The sequence below is a fragment of the Shewanella schlegeliana genome, from assembly GCF_016765635.1.
GTDB lineage: Bacteria > Pseudomonadota > Gammaproteobacteria > Enterobacterales > Shewanellaceae > Shewanella > Shewanella schlegeliana.
Map to the genome: position 1 here is coordinate 175,020 of NZ_JAESVD010000008.1, position 19,739 is coordinate 194,758.

The following is a 19,739-nucleotide window of genomic DNA, read 5'->3' on the forward strand; positions in this document are numbered from 1 at the left end:
CGGTCTCTTTAGTTTTAGAATGCTTGTTATTTTTGGACTGGGCTTGGCTTGTCTATTTCAGCCATTTTTTTTCAGCCATTTTTTCAGCCATTACGGCCTTAATACCCCGACAAAATACAGGGGCATAAGCCATATAACGAACAAAGCCCCAATCAGCGATGAGTTGGGGCTTTGTCAGTCATCGACGCTTATTCGTCGTCGATAACTGCTTGATAACCTTCGGCATCAAGCAAGTTGTCTAGTTCTGCAAGGTCTGTTGGCATTACGCGGAAGAACCAACCGTCACCGAATGCATCGCTGTTGACTAGCTCTGGAGAATCTTCCAGTGCTTCGTTAACGGCAATCACTTCGCCTGAAAGTGGTGCGTAGATGTCTGATGCTGCTTTTACAGACTCAGCTACTGCGCAGTCTTCACCAGCGCTAACGTCGTCACCCACTTCTGGCAACTCAACGAACACCATGTCACCCAAAAGCTCTTGAGCGTGCTCACTGATACCGACTGTGTAGCTACCGTCTTCTTCTTTACGGATCCACTCGTGAGAAGAAGCATATTTAAGTTCAGCTGGGATATTGCTCATTGGTCTAAATCCTTATTCGATGTTCTAATTCTGTATTTAATAAGACGTTACACTGACTTGCCTATAAGGCTTATATCAATTTTTGCACCATTTTTACATCATAAGTGCAGCGATTTCATCTAGTTTTTGACGTTTGCCACATTGATCTTGTTCAAGCGCGCAAATCTATCTGTTTTACGCTTTATTTAAGCGTTAGCTAAAAATAGATGAAATCGTCAATTTTGCTCTATCTTGATAAAGCGAATAAGTTTTATATTCGCCACATCCACAAAACGTTTTCTGAGCTAAATACGCAGAGATTTAGTTCTAATTTTAGGAGCCAGCGCGCAGTTGATAAGCATCAATGAGCACTGGCGACGACAAAGTAGGACTAAATAGCCAGTATTAAGCCAGAAAATTAGAATGCTTGCTTACCATTGCGCACAAATGACGGTGCGATGACTTTAACCGGTACACGCTTCTTACGCATCTCAACTTCAGCCACATCACCAATGCTGCGTGGTACGCGAGCCATAGCGATTGAGTAACCTAAAGTTGGCGAGAATGTGCCGCTAGTGATGGTCCCTTGCTGCTCAACCCCATCGCTGTCGGTAAAGAATACTGACATGCCGTGACGGATAACGCCTTTGGCGTCCATGATAAGACCAACAAGCTTGTCGGTGCCTTCGGCTTTAATCTTCTCTAGCGCTTGGCGACCGTTAAAGTCACGATCCGCTGGCTCCCATGCCACAGTCCAGCCCATATTAGCGGCGAGTGGGTTAACGCTTTCGTCCATATCTAGGCCGTAAAGGTTCATGCCCGCCTCAAGACGTAGCGTGTCACGTGCGCCTAGGCCACATGGCTTAATGCCCGCATCTAGGAATGCTTGCCATAGTGCTTCGGCTTCAGCTTCAGGCACAATCACTTCGTAGCCCGTTTCGCCAGTGTAGCCAGTGGTTGCGATAAACAGCGAACCCGACTGCACGCCGAAGAATGGCTTCATGCCTTCTACAGCGGCGTTTTGCTCGGCGTTAAATACGGTGGCGGCCTTTGCCTTAGCGTTTGGACCTTGAACGGCAATCATCGCCAGCTCTGGACGCTCGGTCACTTCAACGCTGAAGCCTTTGACTTGCTCGCTAATCCAAGCAAGGTCTTTTTCCCGTGTTGCTGAGTTAACAACAATACGGTACTCGGTATCTGATAGGTAATAGGTGATAAGGTCGTCGATTACGCCGCCGTTATGGTCAAGCATACCGCCATATAGGGCCTTACCTGGGACTTTAAGCTTAGCGACGTCGTTGGCTAGCAGTTTGCGCAAAAAGGCACAAGCGTCATCACCAATCACATCAACAACTGTCATGTGAGATACGTCAAACATACCGGCGTCTTTACGCACTGCGTGATGCTCTTCGATTTGTGAACCGTAGTTAAGTGGCATATCCCAACCATGGAAGTCTACCATCTTGCCGTTCGATTCTAGATGCTTGTTAAAAAGTACAGTTTTGTTAGCCATTTCTATCCCTTCTTTGGGGTCTTCTAGTCTGTAACTGCTGCTATCTCTTTATAGGGTACGCATATTAAGATAGAGGCAGCAGATCAATGTAGTCGTATTAAAATGCGGCGAAATTATACCTTGAGACGCCACTTTGTATACAAAAGAATTTTCTAATCCGAACAGTTTTGTCATTAGTTTTTCTCATTATCAATATGTGAAATTTTCACACAAAAATATCCTAACAATTAATCTCACAAACAAACTTATGAAATTAAAGGCTTATTTAGATCTAACTAATGAGTCAAGATTGTTAATTTTCGTTCCGCTTACACAGCTTCGGCAGATTACTCTTGTTACCTAGCGCCTGTTGAATAAACAGTGTTTTCAATGGCGCAAAATTGTCGACGATATTTAAGCCTAAATCACGTATCGCTTTCTTAAGCGGATTGCTGCCTTGAAATAGTCGCTTAAAACCTTCCATCGCGGTGATCATCTCTAAGGCTTCAGCCTTACGCCAGCGCTCAAGATCGCGCAGATTACGGTAGTCACCGATATCTTTGCCCTGCTGTTTAAGCTCACTCACCACCTCAACGATGCTAGCGGCATCGAGAAACCCTAGGTTAACTCCCTGCCCTGCAAGTGGGTGGATAGTGTGCGCCGCATCGCCTGCTAGCACGAGACGTGACTGAGCAAAATGACGGGCATAACGCATACGTAGCGGGAACGACTGACGTTCACTCTCAAGGCTACACATGCCTAGGCGACCATCGAATGCTGCGGTTAAGGCGCGATCAAAGCTCACCTTATCTAATGCCAGTAGCTCGTCAGCTCTTTCTGGTGACACCGACCAGACGATTGAGCTGAGATCTTTTTCATATAAAGGTAGGAAGGCCAGCGGCCCTTCGCTGTCGAACACTTGTCTGGCGGTATCGCCGTGGGGCAGTTCGGTGCGAATGGTGGCCACAATCGCGTGATGGTTGTAATCCCAGAAGGTCATTGGGATTTTGCACTGCTCGCGCACCCAAGAGTTGGCACCATCGGCAGCAACCACCAGCGCAGCACTTAAGCTGTCTCCATTGTCTAAGGTTAACCAAGCCTCACGCTCACCAAAGGCGATACGCTCTAGGCGTTGATTTTCAATATAGGTCAGCTCCTTAAACTCGCCTGCACGCTCGGCCAGTGCGAAGGCGATGGCGTCGTTTTCAATAATCGAGCCTAGGTGGCTCTCACTCAATGAGTGGGCGTCGAAATCGATTTTACCTAGGCTGTCTTTATCCCAGACCTGCATTTTTTGGTAAGGACTCACTCTCGATGCCGCCAAGTAAGGCCATGCACCTAAGTTAGTAATGAGTTGCTGACTGGCCTTGTTGATGGCGCTCACTCTAAGCTTTGGTGCACCGGAAACCGCTTGGGTTTGACCGGCATCGATCACCACCACTTTAATGCCTTCCATCGCTAAACCTATTGCCGTTGCGAGGCCAACCATGCCTCCACCAACGATTGCGACATCATAAGTTTGTGTGCTTAACATCTTTTACCCTTACTCAAAAAACGGCTTATTTCTAAAATCGGATTATTAAACGCTTTACGCTGGCAAACTAACTATTTATCCAGCCCATCGCCTTCTGTGCCACAGGGGCTTTTAACGGCGGGAACCAAGACAATAGTCGCAGCCCGAGGTTTCTGCCAATTACCAGTGGCCAATGGTCGTTGGAAAATCCGCGAACTAAAAACTCGATACTGTTCATGGTGCCTTGCCTGTCGGCATTTCGGCGCTCAAGGTAGCCATGGGTTAACGCTGTGCTACCCAAATCAACTGTCGATACTAGCTCCCCACCCGAGTTAGTAAGCGTTCGCTCACTTAATTGTGTTTTTGCTAGCTCTTGCTTGACCACATCTATTAAACACACCACATCGCGCAGGCCTAAGTTAAAACCTTGCCCCGCTATCGGGTGCAAGGTTTGCGCTGCATTACCTAAAAACACCGTGCGGTGATAGATAGGTCGCGGCATATATGACAGCAATAGTGGGTAACTAAAGCGGTTACCGATATCGATAAAGCGCCCGGCTCGGTAACCAAAGGCCTGCTGCAGCTTGTCGATAAACTCACTCTTTGGCGCAGTTAATAGCCGCTCGGCTTCACCGGGCGGTAATGCCCACACTAAAGAGAGGCGTGACTCGCCGTTACTGTCGGCCATTGGCAGTAGTGCCAGCGGGCCTGTTTGGGTAAAGCGCTCATAGGCCCAGCCTTCATGTGGCTGCTCGGTATGAATGTTGGCGATAATGGCGCTCTGGCCAAAATCAATTTGTTCTAATGGCTGCTTAAAGGCTTGACGCACCTTGGAGTTCACCCCATCTGCGGCAACCACTAACTTAGCTGCGATCTGCTGACCATCTTCCAGCGTCAGCAGTTGTGAGTCCATGCTAGCCTCAATGCTTTGCAACTTATTGGGGCAATAGAGGGCGATATCACTTTTTTCTAGTAGGCTAAATAGCTTATTACCTACCGCTTCAAGCTCAACCACTTGGCCAAGATACGGTAGATGGAATGACTCGCTGTTAAGCTCTGTCATGCCAAAGTGGCCACGGTCGGAAACATGAATATTGCTAATTGGCGTCGCTAACGAATCAAGATGCTGCCACAGACCTAACTGCTGTAACTGGAAGATTGAGCCATGGGAGATAGCGATAGAGCGGGCATCGAAGCCTGGGTGCTCATTGCTTGGCTTGTGAGCCTCGATAAGGGCGATCTTAAGCGGCTGTGAGCTATTGGCAGCGTCTAATTTTAGCTCTTGTACAAGCTGGGCCAGCCCTAGGGCTAATGTCGCCCCCGCCATCGCACCGCCAACAATGGCAATATCGACATCATTGATCTCTGCGCTAATTGCAAGGTCTGTGGGTTCGTTAGGATTAGCCATGGAATGTATGAACTCAACAACAAAATGAATTTAGGTATTACTGATACAAAAACCGCCATGCCTAGAGGCGATGGCGGTAGTAAGTTATCAGCGAGTTAGTGAAGCACACCCACATCGATTGGCTCGTCGTCATCAACGTCTGGACCGAACTCGGCGTAACACATCAGCGCCGCCATACGGGTAAATTCCATTAGCTCAATCAGTGCCGCCTCTGACTCTTCGTCTTCGGCAACATCAAACTCCACTTGGGCGATCTCAGACAGGTCTTGAATCACCTCACGCACATCCAGAGAGGCTTCGTTAAGTTTAGGCTGAATAATCGCGATGCCGGTTAGAAAGCTTTGTACCCATAAGGACAGCGCTTCGACGCGCTTAGGCAGTGACTCTTCCTCTTGCGGCAGCATAGGGCTAAAGCCAAAGTCAGTATCAGACAGACGCGTCACCGCATCTTGATACAGCTCTTCAATCAGCGCTTGCAACTCTTTAGGTAGCGCTTGGCCGTCGTTCATCAGCTCAAGTAGCGGTTGAGTCCAACCTGAGGCGTTTTGCTCTACCCCACCACAAATGAGCCCAACGAGTGCGCCATGAACTTCGACAGGGTGCTGACCAATCTCAGCGGCGTTGAGTGCTGCAAGTAATTTATCTATGCGCAATGTAGGTAGGCTAGCCATAAGGTGTTATCCAATCACAAAATATACTCGCTTCATGCTAGCAGAAGTGGTGGTTTCGACCAAGAGTCGACTCGATAAAGTCGGTAAAAGTTTGCGGGCTTAGCCACAAAAGCAACAATCGCTATGATGACTGAATTAGATGTGGGCTAGATGTGGGTTAACACTTAAGTTAGCGCTTAATTAATTTATTAGTACAAAGTGGTTTATGTTTATACGCCAATGGCGATCTAAACAACAATTAATCTAAACAGTGGCAGTTTGCAGGCCGATCGTGTTGCACTTTGCTATGTAGACCGATATAGTCCGCTCAAGTACACGGTTTAAGGATTCTTCTCGGGATGAGTAGCAAGGCGATTGACATAACCCTTTTGGGTCGTACCTACTCTATTGCTTGTCCACAAGGACAAGAGGCTGCGCTTAGGCATGTGGCCAGTAACCTTGAAAAGCAGTTAAGCTCGCTTAAAACGCGTACCAATAATATTAGCCGTGAAGAGATTGCCATTATGGCAGCATTAAATATTGGCTATGAGCTGTTAGAAGAACAGCAAAAGAATCAAGATTATATTAGGCAGATGGATACTAAAATCGGTTTGCTGCAGTCGACACTTGAAGATGCACTCGTAGAGCGCGCTACAAAACCCGACGAAAATTCGTTATAATAGAGCTTGCTTAATCAGCAGCCTTTAACAGATTTATCGTAAGCCCATTTAAGTCACCCGACTGGTTTACGAACACAAGTTTTGCTCCCTGGGATATTCGCTAGCTGGTAATGTCCCTGTGCCGATACTTACAAACCCAGGGTGAATGTTTTACTGACATTGTGCAAGCTCGGCTCGTACCGAGAAGCCTTAGGAGGTACTCATTTACCCGCCTTGAACCTACGGTTCAAGGGCTACACCAGCGGTCGGTATTCTGGGGAGCATCTAAATCTTTGCAATAAGCCATCTCGACAGAGGTGGCTTTTTTGTATCTGCGCATTGGTGATACCGACCCGTCGGACTTTCTATGAAAAGACTGGGGAGAGCATCTAAATCTTTACAATAAGCCATCTCGACAGAGGTGGCTTTTTTGTATCTTAAGGTCCTAGCTCCTAGGACGCTTCGCTTCGAGGGCGGGCTTCGCCCTGCTAGGTAAAGCAAAAGCTCAAGCTAAAACCAGACAGAAACACTCTCTTGTTCTCTGCTTTTCCGGCTCTTTCTCTGCTCTTCCTAGGACCTAGAACCAGCCTTTCCTAGCACCTTCTTTACCTACCGTAAGCGCAGCGTTCCGTAGTGACGCAGTCACGTTCTCTAGGCCGCAGGCCGTTCATCTTTGCTCGTCTCGTCTCGTCTTAGCTTTAACCTGCTTTCCCTAGCTCCTTCTCAGCCTGAACCGTAAGCGCAGCGTTCTGTAGTAACGCAGTCACATTCTCTAGGCCGCAGGCCGTTCATCTTAGCTTTAACTGTCTTTGCTTTTCCGACTTTAAACCTTCTCAGTCTTTCCTAAAAAACAAATTAAGATAGTAACCACTGTATCCTAAGGTGGCTGCAACGACTATGGTCCACTCATACCAGATAATAGTTTGCCCAGTAAGCAGTTCATAACCAAGATTACACCAGAGCACGAAAACGAGAATAAGTGAAGACAGTGCTGCAGCAAGCATATTTATCCTTTGAGTTTATTTATGTTTAAATATTTCGATTTGATTGGGCTGGGCACACTTGCCATGCCTTTAAGCATAACCTTGTAGCCCTTAAGCCCAAAGCTTGCTAAATTTGTTCTTCATACTGTGCATAGTATCTTTAGCCACATCACTCGCATCGCTAATAGCGTTGCTAACCTCATTAATCACAAAACCATACAGCTGTGTACTCCCATGTTCAAGTGGGAGGTTCTAGATCCTAGGGCGCTTCACTTCGAGGATGGGCTTAAGCCCGAGCTAAAAAGTAAAGTTACTTTTCCGTCTCTACTTAAATCTACTTTAACCGTCTCAGCCTGTATCGTCTTTGTGCCCATCGATTCAATTTTTATCTTCAATTTGAGACGAACTGTGCTTCGTATGCTGCTTGGTCTAAAACATCAAAAACAATGTCCTCCACTAGTCGTGCCGAATTTCTCTCTTCTTCACATAAAAGATAGACAAAATTGGGTACTGGCGACCCTATATCCGGCATATCCCCCTTATACTCTTCCCAGTTACTAACACTCACTCTGATCTTCCATTCTGGAGTGCTAACAAGCTGATTTTCTAGATGATCATTTAAGCTGTTACAGTCGTATCCTTGTGTCAATGCAAGCTCATTCGCAATTAAGGAAAAGGAAAAGCTAAAGCCATAAACAAGTAAAAACAAAATACTAATTTTCTTCATTTTAAATACCTATCCACTATTACTACTCGTACAATCTTAATGGTTCAATGAAGCTCACCGCTAAACTAGCGAATAAGCTTCTACTGCTATTTCTTTAATAATTTCATTCAACAACCTCTCCTAACAACAGGCTACACAGGTGACCACTCGTAAATACACGCAAGCGTTATTTTCTTTTGAACTGACTCACACTCCCTAATATTTAAACATCACCTCTATGGCGACGTCTGTCCTGCACCGGACAGAGTTATCTTTAAATACTCTCTAAGGTTGCTACGATTAACGGTTGCTGCGGTAACAGCCCTATGAGTAGAGATATAGACTGAGAAAATTAGCAATAATATTGATTGCTGGTGGTCATTTAATTCGTTGGCTGGTTTAGATGAAAATATTGCGGTGTCATTTGCGGCTAAATATGAGCTCTGTTCGTTAAAGCTCAAAGCAACTCCAAGTTATAAACTTAAAGCCTTGGGGCTTAAAGTCAAAGCCGATGAAATAGGCAGAGACAAGGACAGAGCCGATCACATAAAGGCCTTTGTGAAAGAGAAGAAAAAGGTCTGGATTTAACCCTTGAAAAAATGCAAAAAATTTGCCGATAGACTCTAACTGCGCAAACGATTGACTGGGCTATTTTTATCCGTCACAAACAGAACTAATGAAGCATTAACACTCGGGATGATATTGGCCTAACCGCTTATTTAGGGCGGATTTACTCAAAAGAGTAATAGCCTCTCCACTTTAAACTTTGTCCGCTAACGGACACTTTGTTGCAGTTAACTATGTCATAATCAGCTCTTTCCACGCTTAATCACCACTCTAAGGTACGACATTGATTGACTCCAAGCTTAAAGAAATCGTACGTTGGAATACGGAACTTTCACCTGCTTTAGTTAACAAGTTACTGTCTGTTGCTCAGCTAAAAACTCAATTAAAGCCTAGTGAGGTGGATGGTTCAGCTATCGCTCACCAAGGCGCAAGTTTTATACTAGAAGGCACTGTGGCTATAGGTATGCAAACGCCTGGCCTTAAAACCGTCAACAACATAGTGATGGGTAAAGGCGACTGGTTTGGTAATTATGACAACCAAAATACTGGTTGCACTCCGTTTTTCATTACTGAGATCGATAACGTTAAACTGATTCATTTTAGTAATTTTGATCTTCACCGTTTAGCCCAAGACAACATTGAAATATATAAATGGTTTCATGCCTTGTCATTCGAAGCTAAAGCTAAATGGTTGCAATCTCAGCTTATGATGAGCGAAGTTAAAGATAAGCGTATTGTCTATCTACTGATCGAACTTGCAGCACATATTCCGAGCGTTTTAGGTGAGATCCCACAAATCAAAATTTCACAGCAGCAGATAAGTGAAATTACTGGAATCGCTCGCCAGAGAGTCAATGAAGCTATCAAGCAACTAGAGGTGGAAAATTTAGTGGAGCTTAAGCGTAACTGCATCTATCTTACCGACCTCACAGGGCTTGGACATAAGCTCGATCGCGTAGACTTAAGTATCCGAGATCCGAGGTTACTCATCGGTCACTAATACTCGCTTCAATAACTTAGACTAATGGGCTGAAGCCAACCTACAGAAGAACAAATATCGCTCTTTCATCTATGCTTGTCCGTATTGGCTAGCACCGTCTCAGCCTGAACCGTAAGCGCAGCGTTCTGTAGTGACGCAGTCACGTTCTCTAGGCCGCAGGCCGTTCATCTTAGCTTTAACTGTCTTAGCTCTTCCTAGGACCTTTCTTTGCCTTTCCTAGAACCTAGCTCCTTCTTTATAACCTCCTTTGCTTATCCTTCCTTGGCAAGATAGACTGCTTAGGTCATTGATAGGAGTCCTTTTATTATGCCATCACAGTTACCGCCTCAGTTCTCATCCAGTGCGAGCGATAAAGCATGCCGTAAAGCGATCCGCAGCCAGATCAGGGAGGCGCGCCGCTCATTGGCCACCGAACAGCAAGACAGCTTTGCGATGACAGCCGCGGACTTTACCCTATCAAAACTTAAACAACTCAAGGCACAGCGTGTTGCCCTGTACTTAACCAATGACGGTGAGCTCGATACCAAGCCGTTAATCGAGGCGCTTTGGCAGAATGAGGTTGAGGTCTACCTACCTAGGCTGCACCCCTTTAGCCCAGGAAACTTACTCTTTTTTCGCTACCAAACCGATACCCAGATGCAGAAGAACCATATGCGTATCTGGGAGCCAAAACTGAACATCACCCAGATGCTGCTCCCCCATCAGATCGATGTGGTGATCACGCCGCTTGTTGCCTTCGACCTGCTGGGCAACAGAATGGGTATGGGCGGCGGTTTCTATGATAGAACTCTGGCTAACTGGCAGCACACGGGCAAGCCTTTGCCCATAGGCTATGCTCATGATTGCCAGCAAGTTGATAAATTGCCCTGCGAGCATTGGGATGTGCCGTTACCGTTTATCATCACCCCTAGCCACTGCCATAGTTTTGAGCTGTAGCTGTCATTAGAATTATTGCTGCTGAAAGGAAGTTGTTTAAGCCTTTCAGCTATATCGTTTGCAAAGCTTCCCCATTAAAATAGGGGATTGAAATACTGCAATCATCTTAACTCGCCCCCTCACCTCTAATACCACTCACCGACCATCCCCCTGATTCGGCAAGACTATACTTAACAACATCTTTTCATTTTTTAGACAGGTGTTATACCAATCAGTATAAAGATTTAGTCGCTCAGCGAGAGTTTAGCGGTTATGAGGCAAAGTCATTAAGTGCTCCTGCTTTAATGACATTCGAGCATCTGACCTCCAAGGATGGAGTAAATGTCTTATGTATGTCGGGAACATACAAGACCATGTGGTTTGCAACGAGTGAAGAGCATCGTTGTTCTACGCTTAAGCTCGTTAACACAGCATTAGAAGCGCTAAAACTCGCCATTCTGGAGCGTTTTTGGCTGCCTACTTCAGCTTTGAACAGCTTTACAAGGGAATAACCATTCTTGCAGCTATTCGCCTTGAATTAGTTTGCCAAAAACCGCTCTGAGTAGATCAACTTCTTATACTGATTGGTATTATGAGTGCAGAGAATAATAACTGGTCGCTGAATATGCACCAGATTGAAACCTGTAACTGTCATCATGGCTGCGACTGCATACTGTTTATCGACTCAAATGCCAACGAGGAGTAGGTCACAGCCATAGCCATAATATTTTCAGGCGCAGCAGGCGGGATGCCTTTAGAAGCCCTCGCCACGACATTTACTACTGTCGTTGGCCTGCTATCATCGATATCAATATAGATCCCCGTGAAGACAGTGCATCTTTCGATGTAGAAGGGATATGCAAGTCCAACAAAAACCGTCAACTTATTTCTGGGCGGGATGAAGCCTTGGTGATACCGACCCGTCGGACTTTCTAAAAAAGGGCTCTTTATATCGAGATTGGGGAGCATCTATTCTTTATAAGAACAAGCTACATTAAGCCATCTTACTTGAGGTGGATTTTTTGTATTTTACGATGCGAATAAATAGCGATATTCTCTTGTCAAAATAGCGGTCTTATTTAGCCAAAATACTGACAACGCTGGTAATTTTGACAGATAACCACTATTCGCATGTCACATTATACAAAATACGAATAGTTCAAAATTAAAGCAATGCCAATACTATCAATAACTTGCATAAACCCACTCTTATAACCATCGTTGTATTAAACCTTCACTTCGAGTATAAAGCGTGAATAATTAATAACTTGTAATTTAGGGATTATGGCAAGTTACACGCAAAAAGCTCGCCGTTACTACGCGGTACTACTCATTACGCTCTTCGCTCTTTCTGGTTGTAAATCTACCCCCGATACGCCGCCTGCTCCTGCGAAAGTGATCCCCCCTTCATTAAGTCATCTACCTTTCGATGTAAAGGTTGATGGTGAAGATATAGTTGATATTCAGCTCACCTTGGGTGATCGCAACTTATATCTAAGCGATAATGGCCATATCAAAATGGTCTCAATTGCCCAGTGCCCACTGGATATCTCTGCGCACCGCGGTGACTTTCGCTTACCAGAAAGTAGCGATCTTGCCATCGCATCTGCGCTGCTTGATAACTACAACAGTGTCGAAATCGATGTTATGCAATTAGGCGATGGCACTTGGGTTAACCATCACGATAGCCAAACTGGGCGCGCAACGGTTTATTACACCGGCGAGCGCTACAAACTTGAGCGCATGAATCTCAAGCAATATGCCAACCTAAAGCTACGCCAAAAAGGCTCGAATGAATTGCTGGATAGGCGGCCAATTACTGCATACGAGGCTTTTACTACCTTTGCTGCTTATCGTTCTTATGATCAACTGCTAAACGTAGAGATTAAGTCTGAAGCTAATGGCCATGAGTTAGTAGAGCTCGACAATATGCTGCGTCAAACCATTGGTCAGGGCGGCTTTTACTACTCGGCATCCGATCTTGAAATGCTAGAGAAGCTTCGCGGGATTAACCCACGCGTCTACCTAGGTTTTGTTCAAGGTGCTCACCCAACGAGTGTCGATAAAGTCACTGCAGATCTACGCCGAGGCGCGCAAAACGATGACTACTACTTAGATAACCAAAAGAGTATCGAGTTTGCTGGTAAATATGGCACTAAGCGTTATCGCTCTCGCTATAAAAACTATGCCTCACTTGCCGGCATTAAAAAGCTCAATGACAAACTGGGTAATAACGCCGGCCTACATTTAGATATCCGCAGTTTCATGCAAAACACTAGCGTGTTAAACAGTGCGCACCGTTATGGCATGAAAGTGTATACCTACACGATTAACGGCACCGATTATCATCAGTCGCAACTAAAGCGTTTGTCTAAATCCAAGCTACCAGATGGCGTCATAGTCGACACCACCCCCTATAAGATCTGCCAAAAACTATTTAATCCTGCCGTGCCTAAAAAGCGCTATCAGCCAGTATCGGCTTCAGGTAAGTATATCGCTTCGCTACCAGGCGATGCTGACTTTGACCGCTTTAACGAAATGCTAGGCTATCAACAAGAAGGTTACTACATCTCGTTAAATTCGGGCCTTAAAGCGATTACCAGCGCTAAAGCCAAGCCTAAAAAGGTAAACAAGCAGGCTCACGGCAGTAATCCACATGGCTTCCCAACCATTGTTGATGAAGAAATTGAAACCACTAATAGCAAAACCATTATTTTAACCTTACCAAGTAGCGACAATGACTGATAAAAAGCACAGCCCATTTGCCACCGGTTTATTAAAATCGGCGCCAACGCAAACTAAAATGGCCGAGGCAGAAAAACAGCTGCAAAAAGTGCAAAAAAAGCAGCAATCAACCGCAGCTAAGCAACAAAAGCAGCAAAAGCAGCAAAAAGTAGAGCAGCAGATCGCGATTACCGGAAAACCATTTTGGTGGTTGATGACCATGTTCATCTGTTCTGTGGTTTACCTGTTTCCAGAGGCGATATTCAACGCAGCTTTAACTGATGTCGCTGGTGGTCGTAACGCTAGCCATGAAGATCTTCGCGCAGTCGAGCTTTTTGGCCGAACCATTAGTGGTATTGGCGTTACCTTGCTACTGGCAGATATGCTACTGAGTGGCAAACGTGTGGCACGGGTTGGCCACGCTTTAGGCTATTTCAGCCTAATTGCGGTACTTGTGTGGCCTACGGTATTTTTTGGCCAAAAGTGGTTAGTGGATAAATTTATCATTGATGCATCTACGCCTGCAGAGCGCCAACAAGCGTATCTTTCACAGGTCTTACGTAGTGCGTTAATCGAAAAGTCGATTCAGTTTGAAGGCATAAACTACGACCCAGACACTGCTCACAGCAGCACAGAAAAAGCCTTTTTATCTGTATTTGGTGGCTTAGTCTATGCCGACGATAAACTGGTTGATGACCTATCGCAGAAAAAGCGCATGATCATGGAAAAATTTGTCCGTGATAAAGCCATGTCTAACTTTGATACTCACTATCAAGATTACGACAACTTTCGCCAAACCCTGCGCGGCAAGTACCAAGAGTATGCTGATGGCTCAGCTAAGTACAACCGAGCTGTTGCCAGCGCACCTGAGCGCTCAGATGAGTATTGGCTAGACACTCAAAACCAAGTGAAGCAAGGCTGGGAGAAATATCAAAAAGGCGTTACCGCCTATGAAGCACGGGTTGAATCTCGAGCACAGAAAATCGCACCTAAACTTTATGACTATTTCGAACGTCGTAACGAGTGCCGAGAAAGAAAAGGCAACAGTCGTAATAGCTGTTATGAGCGTTTACAAGCAAACTATGACCGCGAAATCGAAAAATTAAGTATTCCTTATATCCCACCTGATGATTGGCTTATTCGTGAGGAGATCTCTACCTCTGAAAATGTCGGTAACTCAATCATTGCTGGTGTCATGACCTTAGGGTTATTTACCGCTATGCAGGCCGTTGACGCTGCAACCGGTGGCGATGCGGGCTTGAAAGATCACCGTATGGTATACACCAACGATGTGAACCACTATAAGAACGTGTTGATGGTAAAGATGGAGCCTGACTTTATTAAAGAATCAGGCGGCTACCCGCTCGGTATTAACTCACTACATACCTTTAGAGTGCACGAACTCACCAGCGTTAAAGTGAATAAAAAGCTTAAACAAAAGGGCTTAAATTTACCGACAACTTGGTCTATTACCGACCGTTTAACCTTTGATAAAGCCGTTGCTAGCAAAGTGCGTCAACAGGCCGATGTTGAATGGCACAAAAATATGCGCGCTAAAAATACTGAGATGTCGCCAAACCTCAGTTGGCAGCAATTCCAGCGTCATCATGAAATTCAGCAGCGCATTGAACAGCGTATGGGCGAGTTATACGTCAAGCCAACCTTAGCCGACTGGAACAACCGTCAGTTTAAGCAGCAGATCATTGAGCCCAACATTCAGCGTAAGACCACTGAATACATCAATGTATTAGAAGCCCAGCAAGCAGAGTTTGCCGATGGCGGTAAATTTGCAGCAACGGGTAAGTCGGCGCTACGAGCAACCATTATTCCGCCTATTTCAATGTCAATAAGCTTAGCCTTAGTACTGCTTACGGTACTTAAACTGCCAATGAAACTGGTGGAGTTAGTGCAAGCTAAACAGGCAAGCTCTAAAAGTGATGCCAAAGCAGAAAACGCAGCTAAACCCTATATCAAACCTACTGTCACCATCGCCTTATTAGCCTGTATTTTTGTGGTGCCTTTATCTATTGGTGGTAATAAATACACCCTAGATGACTCGGCGATGAATTACTTCTTTGAGCAAATGGAGAAGAACGATTCAGCGAGTGTTTCCTACGCTCTTAAGTGGCTACTTGTCACCCAACCACTGGTGCAACCTATTGGTACATCACTAGATAACGCCCTTAAAATGACCCAAGGTTTCCACGCCATTAGTGAGCCATTAAACCGTTTCGATTTAGCGGTGTTACCAGAGCATGATGAGGTGGTCATCACACAAAGCGCCGCAGCTAAGCCTAGCTTAACCCTGCCATTAACCATTAATACCAACGTGGATAATGCCAGAATTTCGGTGATGAATATTAAGCCAAAGTATCAGTCAGGAATGCAACTTCCGCCCGGTGGCTATGACATCAAAATAAGCGCACCAGGCTACCAAGACGTACGCCAATGGGTGTACCTCAAAGCTGACCAAACTCAGTTTAACCTTAAGTTTTAACCCGTGATTTTATAGGAAGTATCAGGTGAGTAAGTTACAACAGTTTCAAGACTTTATTCGAAGCAACGGTGAAAAAATCACTGGGGTTAATGTCCCCGTAGTCCTTAGCGATGAACAGGCTAAAGATGCCCAATTAAAGTTCAACTTTGGCTGGCGAGTCGAAATTGGCGTAAGCCGCCATAAACACGGTGGCCAACGCCCGTCAGGTATTGCCAGTGGTAGCTCTTCAAGAGCAAGCCAAGAGGCCAATAAAGCCGCTCAGGAATATGTTAGTGGCCGAAATCCACTGTTTAACGAACGTTTTTTAAAGATCCTCGGCCCGGATGTTTCAAAAAACTTTTTAATCAAAAATACCAACCTACATTCAGCTCCAGATGTCTATGTAGGCGAAGATCTTTGTAATACCTGTAATGGTTCTGGCTGTGTGAGATGTAGAAGCTGTCGTGGCAGCGGTAAATTAAATTGTCTTTCCTGCAGCGGCAGTGGCCGAGTCAGTGTAAGTCGCTATGACAGTTACAATGAACGTACGGTTTACACCACTGAAACTTGCTCAACCTGTTATGGCAGCGGTAACCGCACTTGTACCAGCTGTGGTGGTAGCGGTGATGTCACTTGTGGTACCTGTGAGGGTAGCGGTTATTTATACTATAGCTACACCATTGATGGCGAAGCGAAGCGCAGCACCAAGTGGTTCTACACCAGCAGCGATTACCATGAATGGACTGACGACTTTGTTAAACGTACAGGACTGAACGTTGTTCACTGCGTTAACGATATCACTGAAATCGATGTGAAGAATGAGCTTGACGGTTGTACCTTTATATATGGGTTTACCGCGGTATTACCAACGCTACAATTTACCGCAAGCATCGATAAAGTCGACACTAAAATGTGCTTTGCAGGTAAGCAAAACCTTACCCACGATGCAGGCGGAGTCTACGACCCTGCGGTTTGGCAAGTTGCGCAGCAACTTGGGGCTGGCAGCAAGAACAAGGATATCAATGCTCTGGCGACGCCCGCGATTAAGGATATTATTGAAGCTAGGGAGACTAAGAGTAAAATTGCGTTACTTGACGAAAACTGGGTTTCTACCGATATCAAAGACGCTGTTGGCGCCAATTACGACAGCTTAGTAGGCCAACTTAAAAAGCAGAGCGTTAAAGGCATCGTGCCTAAAATGCTGGCTTCGCTGGTTAAATATGCCGTGCTGTTCTTTACCTTAGCGGTAATGATCGCTCTTTTATTCCCACAGTTTGCTGAAAATGCCATAGAAAGAATGGGGATCATGGATTATCCGCAATGGATTATTGCGGTATTAAGTGCCGAATTTGCACTATTTGGGATCCATCCTTTTGCCAATTACGTCTTCGCGTTAGGCTTATTCTATGTAAGCTATCAATTTGTAAAAAAATTCTATTGGAAAAATATTGGTAAGGCTAAAACCTACGCTTTAGCATTAGGTATCACCTTACTGCTCCCCCATGTTTGCCTAAGCTTGTATTACAACACTATCAGCGCGTTAGATAAGCCACCTGCGCTTGTTAATGCACTCGCAGGCGGCGCCATTATTCTAGGCTTATATCTATTGGTTATGGGTGTTAAATTGCCGAAGAAATGGTATTTAAAGCCAATAGGCTTAATTGCCGCAGCAGCACTGTATGTGGGTCTTCAGTTTGTGATTGCCATGCTTAATGGTCCACTGGGTATTGTGCCTGTAGAAGAGAACTACGCGAGAGGGATTAGCGACATAATGCAGCCAGCAATTATGTATACTCAGTACAATGTTGTCGAAATTATTTTGCTATCAGTGCTGTTTAGCTATTTCTTAACTCGCCGCCGTTTTTGGCTTAACGCTAAGACCTTGGTTGCCGACTACAACAGCCCAGTTCTGCTGAAATCGATGAATATGGAACGTTAATAGCTAAGGCAATACCAGCTAAGACGACAAGTCAAAGAAGAATAAAGCAAAGACGAAACAGCCGGGTAAAACCGGAAAAGCTAAGCAGCTAGTATCGTCTTTGCTTGTATCTAGAACCCGCTTTTCCTCGCCTTTGCTTTATAAATAAAACCAAGACTGATGGGCTCAAGCCCAACCTACAGCAGAGCAGATGTCGCTCTTTGCTTATCCACCCAGATGCTGCTCCCCCATCAGATCGATGTGCTGATCACGCCGCTCGTTGCCTTTGACCTGCTGGGCAACCGAATGGGCATGGGCCGCGGCTTCTATGATAGGATTCTCGCTAACTGGCAGCACAAGAGGAAGCCTTTACCCATAGGCTATGCTCATGATTGTCAGCAAGTTGGTAACTTGCCCAGCGAGCACTGAGATGTGCCGTTACCCTTTATTGTCCCCCCTAGCCACAGCTATAGTTTTGAGCAGTAGCGGTTATTAGAATTATTGCTGCTGAAAGGAGATTGTTTAAACCTTTCAGCTATATAACTTGCAAGCTTCCCCTATTAAAACAGGGGCTTGAAAAATCATTGCAGTTTTAACTCGACGTCCTTAACTCGACGGCCTCACCTCTGACATATCTCATTAGCTATCGCCCTGATTCGGCAAGACTATACTTAACAACATCTTCTCATTTTTTGGACAGGTGTTATGAGTGCAGAGAATAATAACTGGTCGCTGAATATGCACCAGATTGAAACCTGTAACTGTAACCATGGTTGCGGCTGCCAATTTGCAGGTTTTCCCGATTTTGGCTCATGCGAAGCCTTGCTTGGCTTTAAGGTCAATCATGGCCATCTAGATCAGATTAAACTCGACGGTTTAAAAGTTGTACTGGCCTTAAAGTGGCCCGGCGCTATTCATGAGGGGAACGGCACCTGCATACTGTTTATCGACTCGAATGCCAGCGAGGAGCAGGTCACAGCCTTAGCCACAATATTTTCAGGCGCAGCAGGCGGCATGCCTTTAGAAGCCCTCGCCACAACATTTACCACTGTCGTTGGCCCTGTTATCGTCGATATCAATATGGACACCTGTGAAGACAGTGCATCTTTCGATGTTGAAGGGGTAATGAAAGTCCAGCAAAAACCGCTAATGAACCCAGTTACTGGCGAGGAGCAGCATGTACATATTAGCTTTCCTGACGGCGGCTTTATCTGGAACGATGGCCGGATCGGCACCACCGAGAGCATGTGGCTTAAACATGAAGCTTTAAGCTTTAACCATGCGGGCAAGTTTGCCGCTAAGGCCAATGTGCAGTGGCCAAATGGATAAATCTAGCCTATCACAGATGCAATAAACTCCAACGAAGGGGCTAAGTAAATGGCTAATGTCTCGCAAATAGCTCACAGCCTTCACTCACCGGTAACTTGGGTGAGCATCCTACTGCTTACTGGTCTCAGTTGGTATTACATGCTATTTGATATGACCATGGTCATGTCTGCTCAATGGGGGCTTTACGAGCTCACGTTAGTATTTTTGATGTGGACGATAATGATGGTGGGGATGATGATGCCCTCAGCAACCCCTATGATTATGCTGTTTGCTAAGATAAGTCGTACTCGCCGACAAAGATCGGCTGAATTTGTCTCCTCTAACCTATTTATTCTCGGCTACCTACTGATCTGGAGCCTATACAGTCTTGTGATCACCCTAGTGCAGTGGCAGCTACATGAACTGACGCTAATGACACCAATGATGCAAAGCGGCAACGATATTTTTAGCGGTATTTTATTGATAATTATTGGTATCTATCAGATCTCGCCGTTGAAGCAACAGTGTTTAAATTACTGCAGAACGCCGCTTAACTTTCTTATGAATCAGTGGCAGGAGGGTAAGCTCGGCGCTATCAAGATGGGGCTCAAACATGGCCAATACTGTGTAGGGTGTTGCTGGCTATTAATGGCCCTACTGCTGGTTGTTGGAGTAATGCATATAGGTTGGATCTTAGCGCTGTCGATTCTCATCTTGCTGGAGAAGGTGGTGAGCTGGCCCGAAGCGATCAATATTGGTATTTGCCTAGCTTGTCTTGGATTTGGGATCTACTTCTTGGTGGGATAAAAACACTAACTGAGGCTAATAAAAAAGAGCGCAAGGCGCTCTTTTTTATTGGATAA

Annotated in this window: 15 protein-coding genes, 1 other RNA gene and 1 pseudogene; 11 read left to right on the forward strand and 6 right to left on the reverse strand. The window is 45.4% G+C overall.

What is annotated here, in order from left to right; genetic code table 11:
• Window positions 1-188 precede the first annotated feature (188 nt).
• The 5 genes from gcvH to JMA39_RS14835 all read right to left on the reverse strand — a co-directional run bounded on the left by gcvH (window position 189) and on the right by JMA39_RS14835 (window position 5,641).
• Window positions 189-578: a glycine cleavage system protein GcvH gene (gcvH, locus tag JMA39_RS14815; protein WP_202722628.1), complete on the reverse strand. Its 390-nt coding sequence runs from the start codon at window positions 576-578 to the stop codon at window positions 189-191.
• Between the two features lie 397 nt (window positions 579-975).
• A complete protein-coding gene (gcvT, locus tag JMA39_RS14820; RefSeq protein ID WP_202722629.1) occupies window positions 976-2,070 on the reverse strand; it encodes a glycine cleavage system aminomethyltransferase GcvT in 1,095 nt (364 codons plus the stop codon).
• A 292-nt stretch (window positions 2,071-2,362) separates the two neighbouring features.
• Window positions 2,363-3,583 (reverse strand): FAD-dependent oxidoreductase, encoded by a 1,221-nt coding sequence (locus JMA39_RS14825; RefSeq protein ID WP_202722630.1) that lies wholly within the window; start codon window positions 3,581-3,583, stop codon window positions 2,363-2,365.
• A gap of 67 nt (window positions 3,584-3,650) precedes the next feature.
• On the reverse strand, window positions 3,651-4,970 hold the full coding sequence (gene ubiH / locus JMA39_RS14830; protein ID WP_202722631.1) for a 2-octaprenyl-6-methoxyphenyl hydroxylase: 1,320 nt from the start codon (window positions 4,968-4,970) through the stop codon (window positions 3,651-3,653).
• Window positions 4,971-5,065: 95 nt separating this feature from the next.
• Window positions 5,066-5,641, reverse strand: a complete 576-nt coding sequence (locus JMA39_RS14835; protein WP_202722632.1) for a UPF0149 family protein — start codon at window positions 5,639-5,641, stop codon at window positions 5,066-5,068.
• 338 nt (window positions 5,642-5,979) lie between these two features.
• Between JMA39_RS14835 and JMA39_RS14840 the strand changes: the two genes are divergently transcribed.
• The gene (locus JMA39_RS14840; protein WP_202722633.1) at window positions 5,980-6,300 is read left to right on the forward strand and encodes a cell division protein ZapA; all 321 of its coding nucleotides are present in this window, start codon (window positions 5,980-5,982) and stop codon (window positions 6,298-6,300) included.
• A gap of 82 nt (window positions 6,301-6,382) precedes the next feature.
• Window positions 6,383-6,564: non-coding RNA, 6S RNA (gene ssrS, locus JMA39_RS14845), on the forward strand.
• Window positions 6,565-7,653: 1,089 nt separating this feature from the next.
• Here ssrS and JMA39_RS14850 read toward each other — a convergent pair.
• Entirely contained in the window at window positions 7,654-7,989 is a 336-nt protein-coding gene (locus JMA39_RS14850; protein ID WP_202722634.1) for a hypothetical protein, read from the reverse strand.
• A 369-nt stretch (window positions 7,990-8,358) separates the two neighbouring features.
• Between JMA39_RS14850 and JMA39_RS14855 the strand changes: the two genes are divergently transcribed.
• From JMA39_RS14855 to JMA39_RS14895, 9 genes and pseudogenes are all read left to right on the forward strand, one after another.
• Entirely contained in the window at window positions 8,359-8,556 is a 198-nt protein-coding gene (locus JMA39_RS14855) for a hypothetical protein (protein ID WP_237732848.1), read from the forward strand.
• Between the two features lie 262 nt (window positions 8,557-8,818).
• Window positions 8,819-9,535 (forward strand): Crp/Fnr family transcriptional regulator, encoded by a 717-nt coding sequence (locus JMA39_RS14860; RefSeq protein ID WP_202722635.1) that lies wholly within the window; start codon window positions 8,819-8,821, stop codon window positions 9,533-9,535.
• A gap of 306 nt (window positions 9,536-9,841) precedes the next feature.
• Complete coding sequence (locus JMA39_RS14865; protein WP_202722636.1) at window positions 9,842-10,471, forward strand: 5-formyltetrahydrofolate cyclo-ligase; 630 nt, start codon at window positions 9,842-9,844, stop codon at window positions 10,469-10,471.
• Window positions 10,472-11,734: 1,263 nt separating this feature from the next.
• Window positions 11,735-13,195, forward strand: a complete 1,461-nt coding sequence (locus JMA39_RS14870; protein WP_202722637.1) for a glycerophosphodiester phosphodiesterase — start codon at window positions 11,735-11,737, stop codon at window positions 13,193-13,195.
• On the forward strand, window positions 13,188-15,671 hold the full coding sequence (locus JMA39_RS14875) for a PEGA domain-containing protein (RefSeq protein ID WP_202722638.1): 2,484 nt from the start codon (window positions 13,188-13,190) through the stop codon (window positions 15,669-15,671). The genes JMA39_RS14870 and JMA39_RS14875 overlap by 8 nt, the downstream gene beginning before the upstream one ends.
• Before the next feature lie 25 nt (window positions 15,672-15,696).
• Window positions 15,697-17,589: a DnaJ-like cysteine-rich domain-containing protein gene (locus JMA39_RS14880; protein ID WP_202722639.1), complete on the forward strand. Its 1,893-nt coding sequence runs from the start codon at window positions 15,697-15,699 to the stop codon at window positions 17,587-17,589.
• A 237-nt stretch (window positions 17,590-17,826) separates the two neighbouring features.
• A pseudogene (locus JMA39_RS14885) lies at window positions 17,827-17,997 on the forward strand (5-formyltetrahydrofolate cyclo-ligase); the annotation flags it as partial.
• Between the two features lie 276 nt (window positions 17,998-18,273).
• Window positions 18,274-18,897 (forward strand): DUF1326 domain-containing protein, encoded by a 624-nt coding sequence (locus tag JMA39_RS14890; protein WP_202722640.1) that lies wholly within the window; start codon window positions 18,274-18,276, stop codon window positions 18,895-18,897.
• A gap of 48 nt (window positions 18,898-18,945) precedes the next feature.
• Window positions 18,946-19,683, forward strand: coding sequence for a DUF2182 domain-containing protein (locus JMA39_RS14895; RefSeq protein WP_202722641.1), 738 nt, complete (start codon window positions 18,946-18,948; stop codon window positions 19,681-19,683).
• The last annotated feature ends 56 nt before the right edge of the window (window positions 19,684-19,739 follow it).

What these genes read in the sequence shown, in the direction of transcription:
- JMA39_RS14840 (WP_202722633.1), top strand. Translation starts at nt 5,980, where the DNA reads ATGAGTAGCAAGGCGATTGACATAACCCTTTTGGGTCGTACCTACTCT.
- JMA39_RS14825 (WP_202722630.1), bottom strand. Translation starts at nt 3,583, where the DNA reads ATGTTAAGCACACAAACTTATGATGTCGCAATCGTTGGTGGAGGCATG.
- JMA39_RS14835 (WP_202722632.1), bottom strand. Translation starts at nt 5,641, where the DNA reads ATGGCTAGCCTACCTACATTGCGCATAGATAAATTACTTGCAGCACTC.
- gcvT (WP_202722629.1), bottom strand. Translation starts at nt 2,070, where the DNA reads ATGGCTAACAAAACTGTACTTTTTAACAAGCATCTAGAATCGAACGGC.
- JMA39_RS14850 (WP_202722634.1), bottom strand. Translation starts at nt 7,989, where the DNA reads ATGAAGAAAATTAGTATTTTGTTTTTACTTGTTTATGGCTTTAGCTTT.
- gcvH (WP_202722628.1), bottom strand. Translation starts at nt 578, where the DNA reads ATGAGCAATATCCCAGCTGAACTTAAATATGCTTCTTCTCACGAGTGG.
- JMA39_RS14865 (WP_202722636.1), top strand. Translation starts at nt 9,842, where the DNA reads ATGCCATCACAGTTACCGCCTCAGTTCTCATCCAGTGCGAGCGATAAA.
- JMA39_RS14895 (WP_202722641.1), top strand. Translation starts at nt 18,946, where the DNA reads ATGGCTAATGTCTCGCAAATAGCTCACAGCCTTCACTCACCGGTAACT.
- JMA39_RS14890 (WP_202722640.1), top strand. Translation starts at nt 18,274, where the DNA reads ATGAGTGCAGAGAATAATAACTGGTCGCTGAATATGCACCAGATTGAA.
- JMA39_RS14875 (WP_202722638.1), top strand. Translation starts at nt 13,188, where the DNA reads ATGACTGATAAAAAGCACAGCCCATTTGCCACCGGTTTATTAAAATCG.
- ubiH (WP_202722631.1), bottom strand. Translation starts at nt 4,970, where the DNA reads ATGGCTAATCCTAACGAACCCACAGACCTTGCAATTAGCGCAGAGATC.
- JMA39_RS14870 (WP_202722637.1), top strand. Translation starts at nt 11,735, where the DNA reads ATGGCAAGTTACACGCAAAAAGCTCGCCGTTACTACGCGGTACTACTC.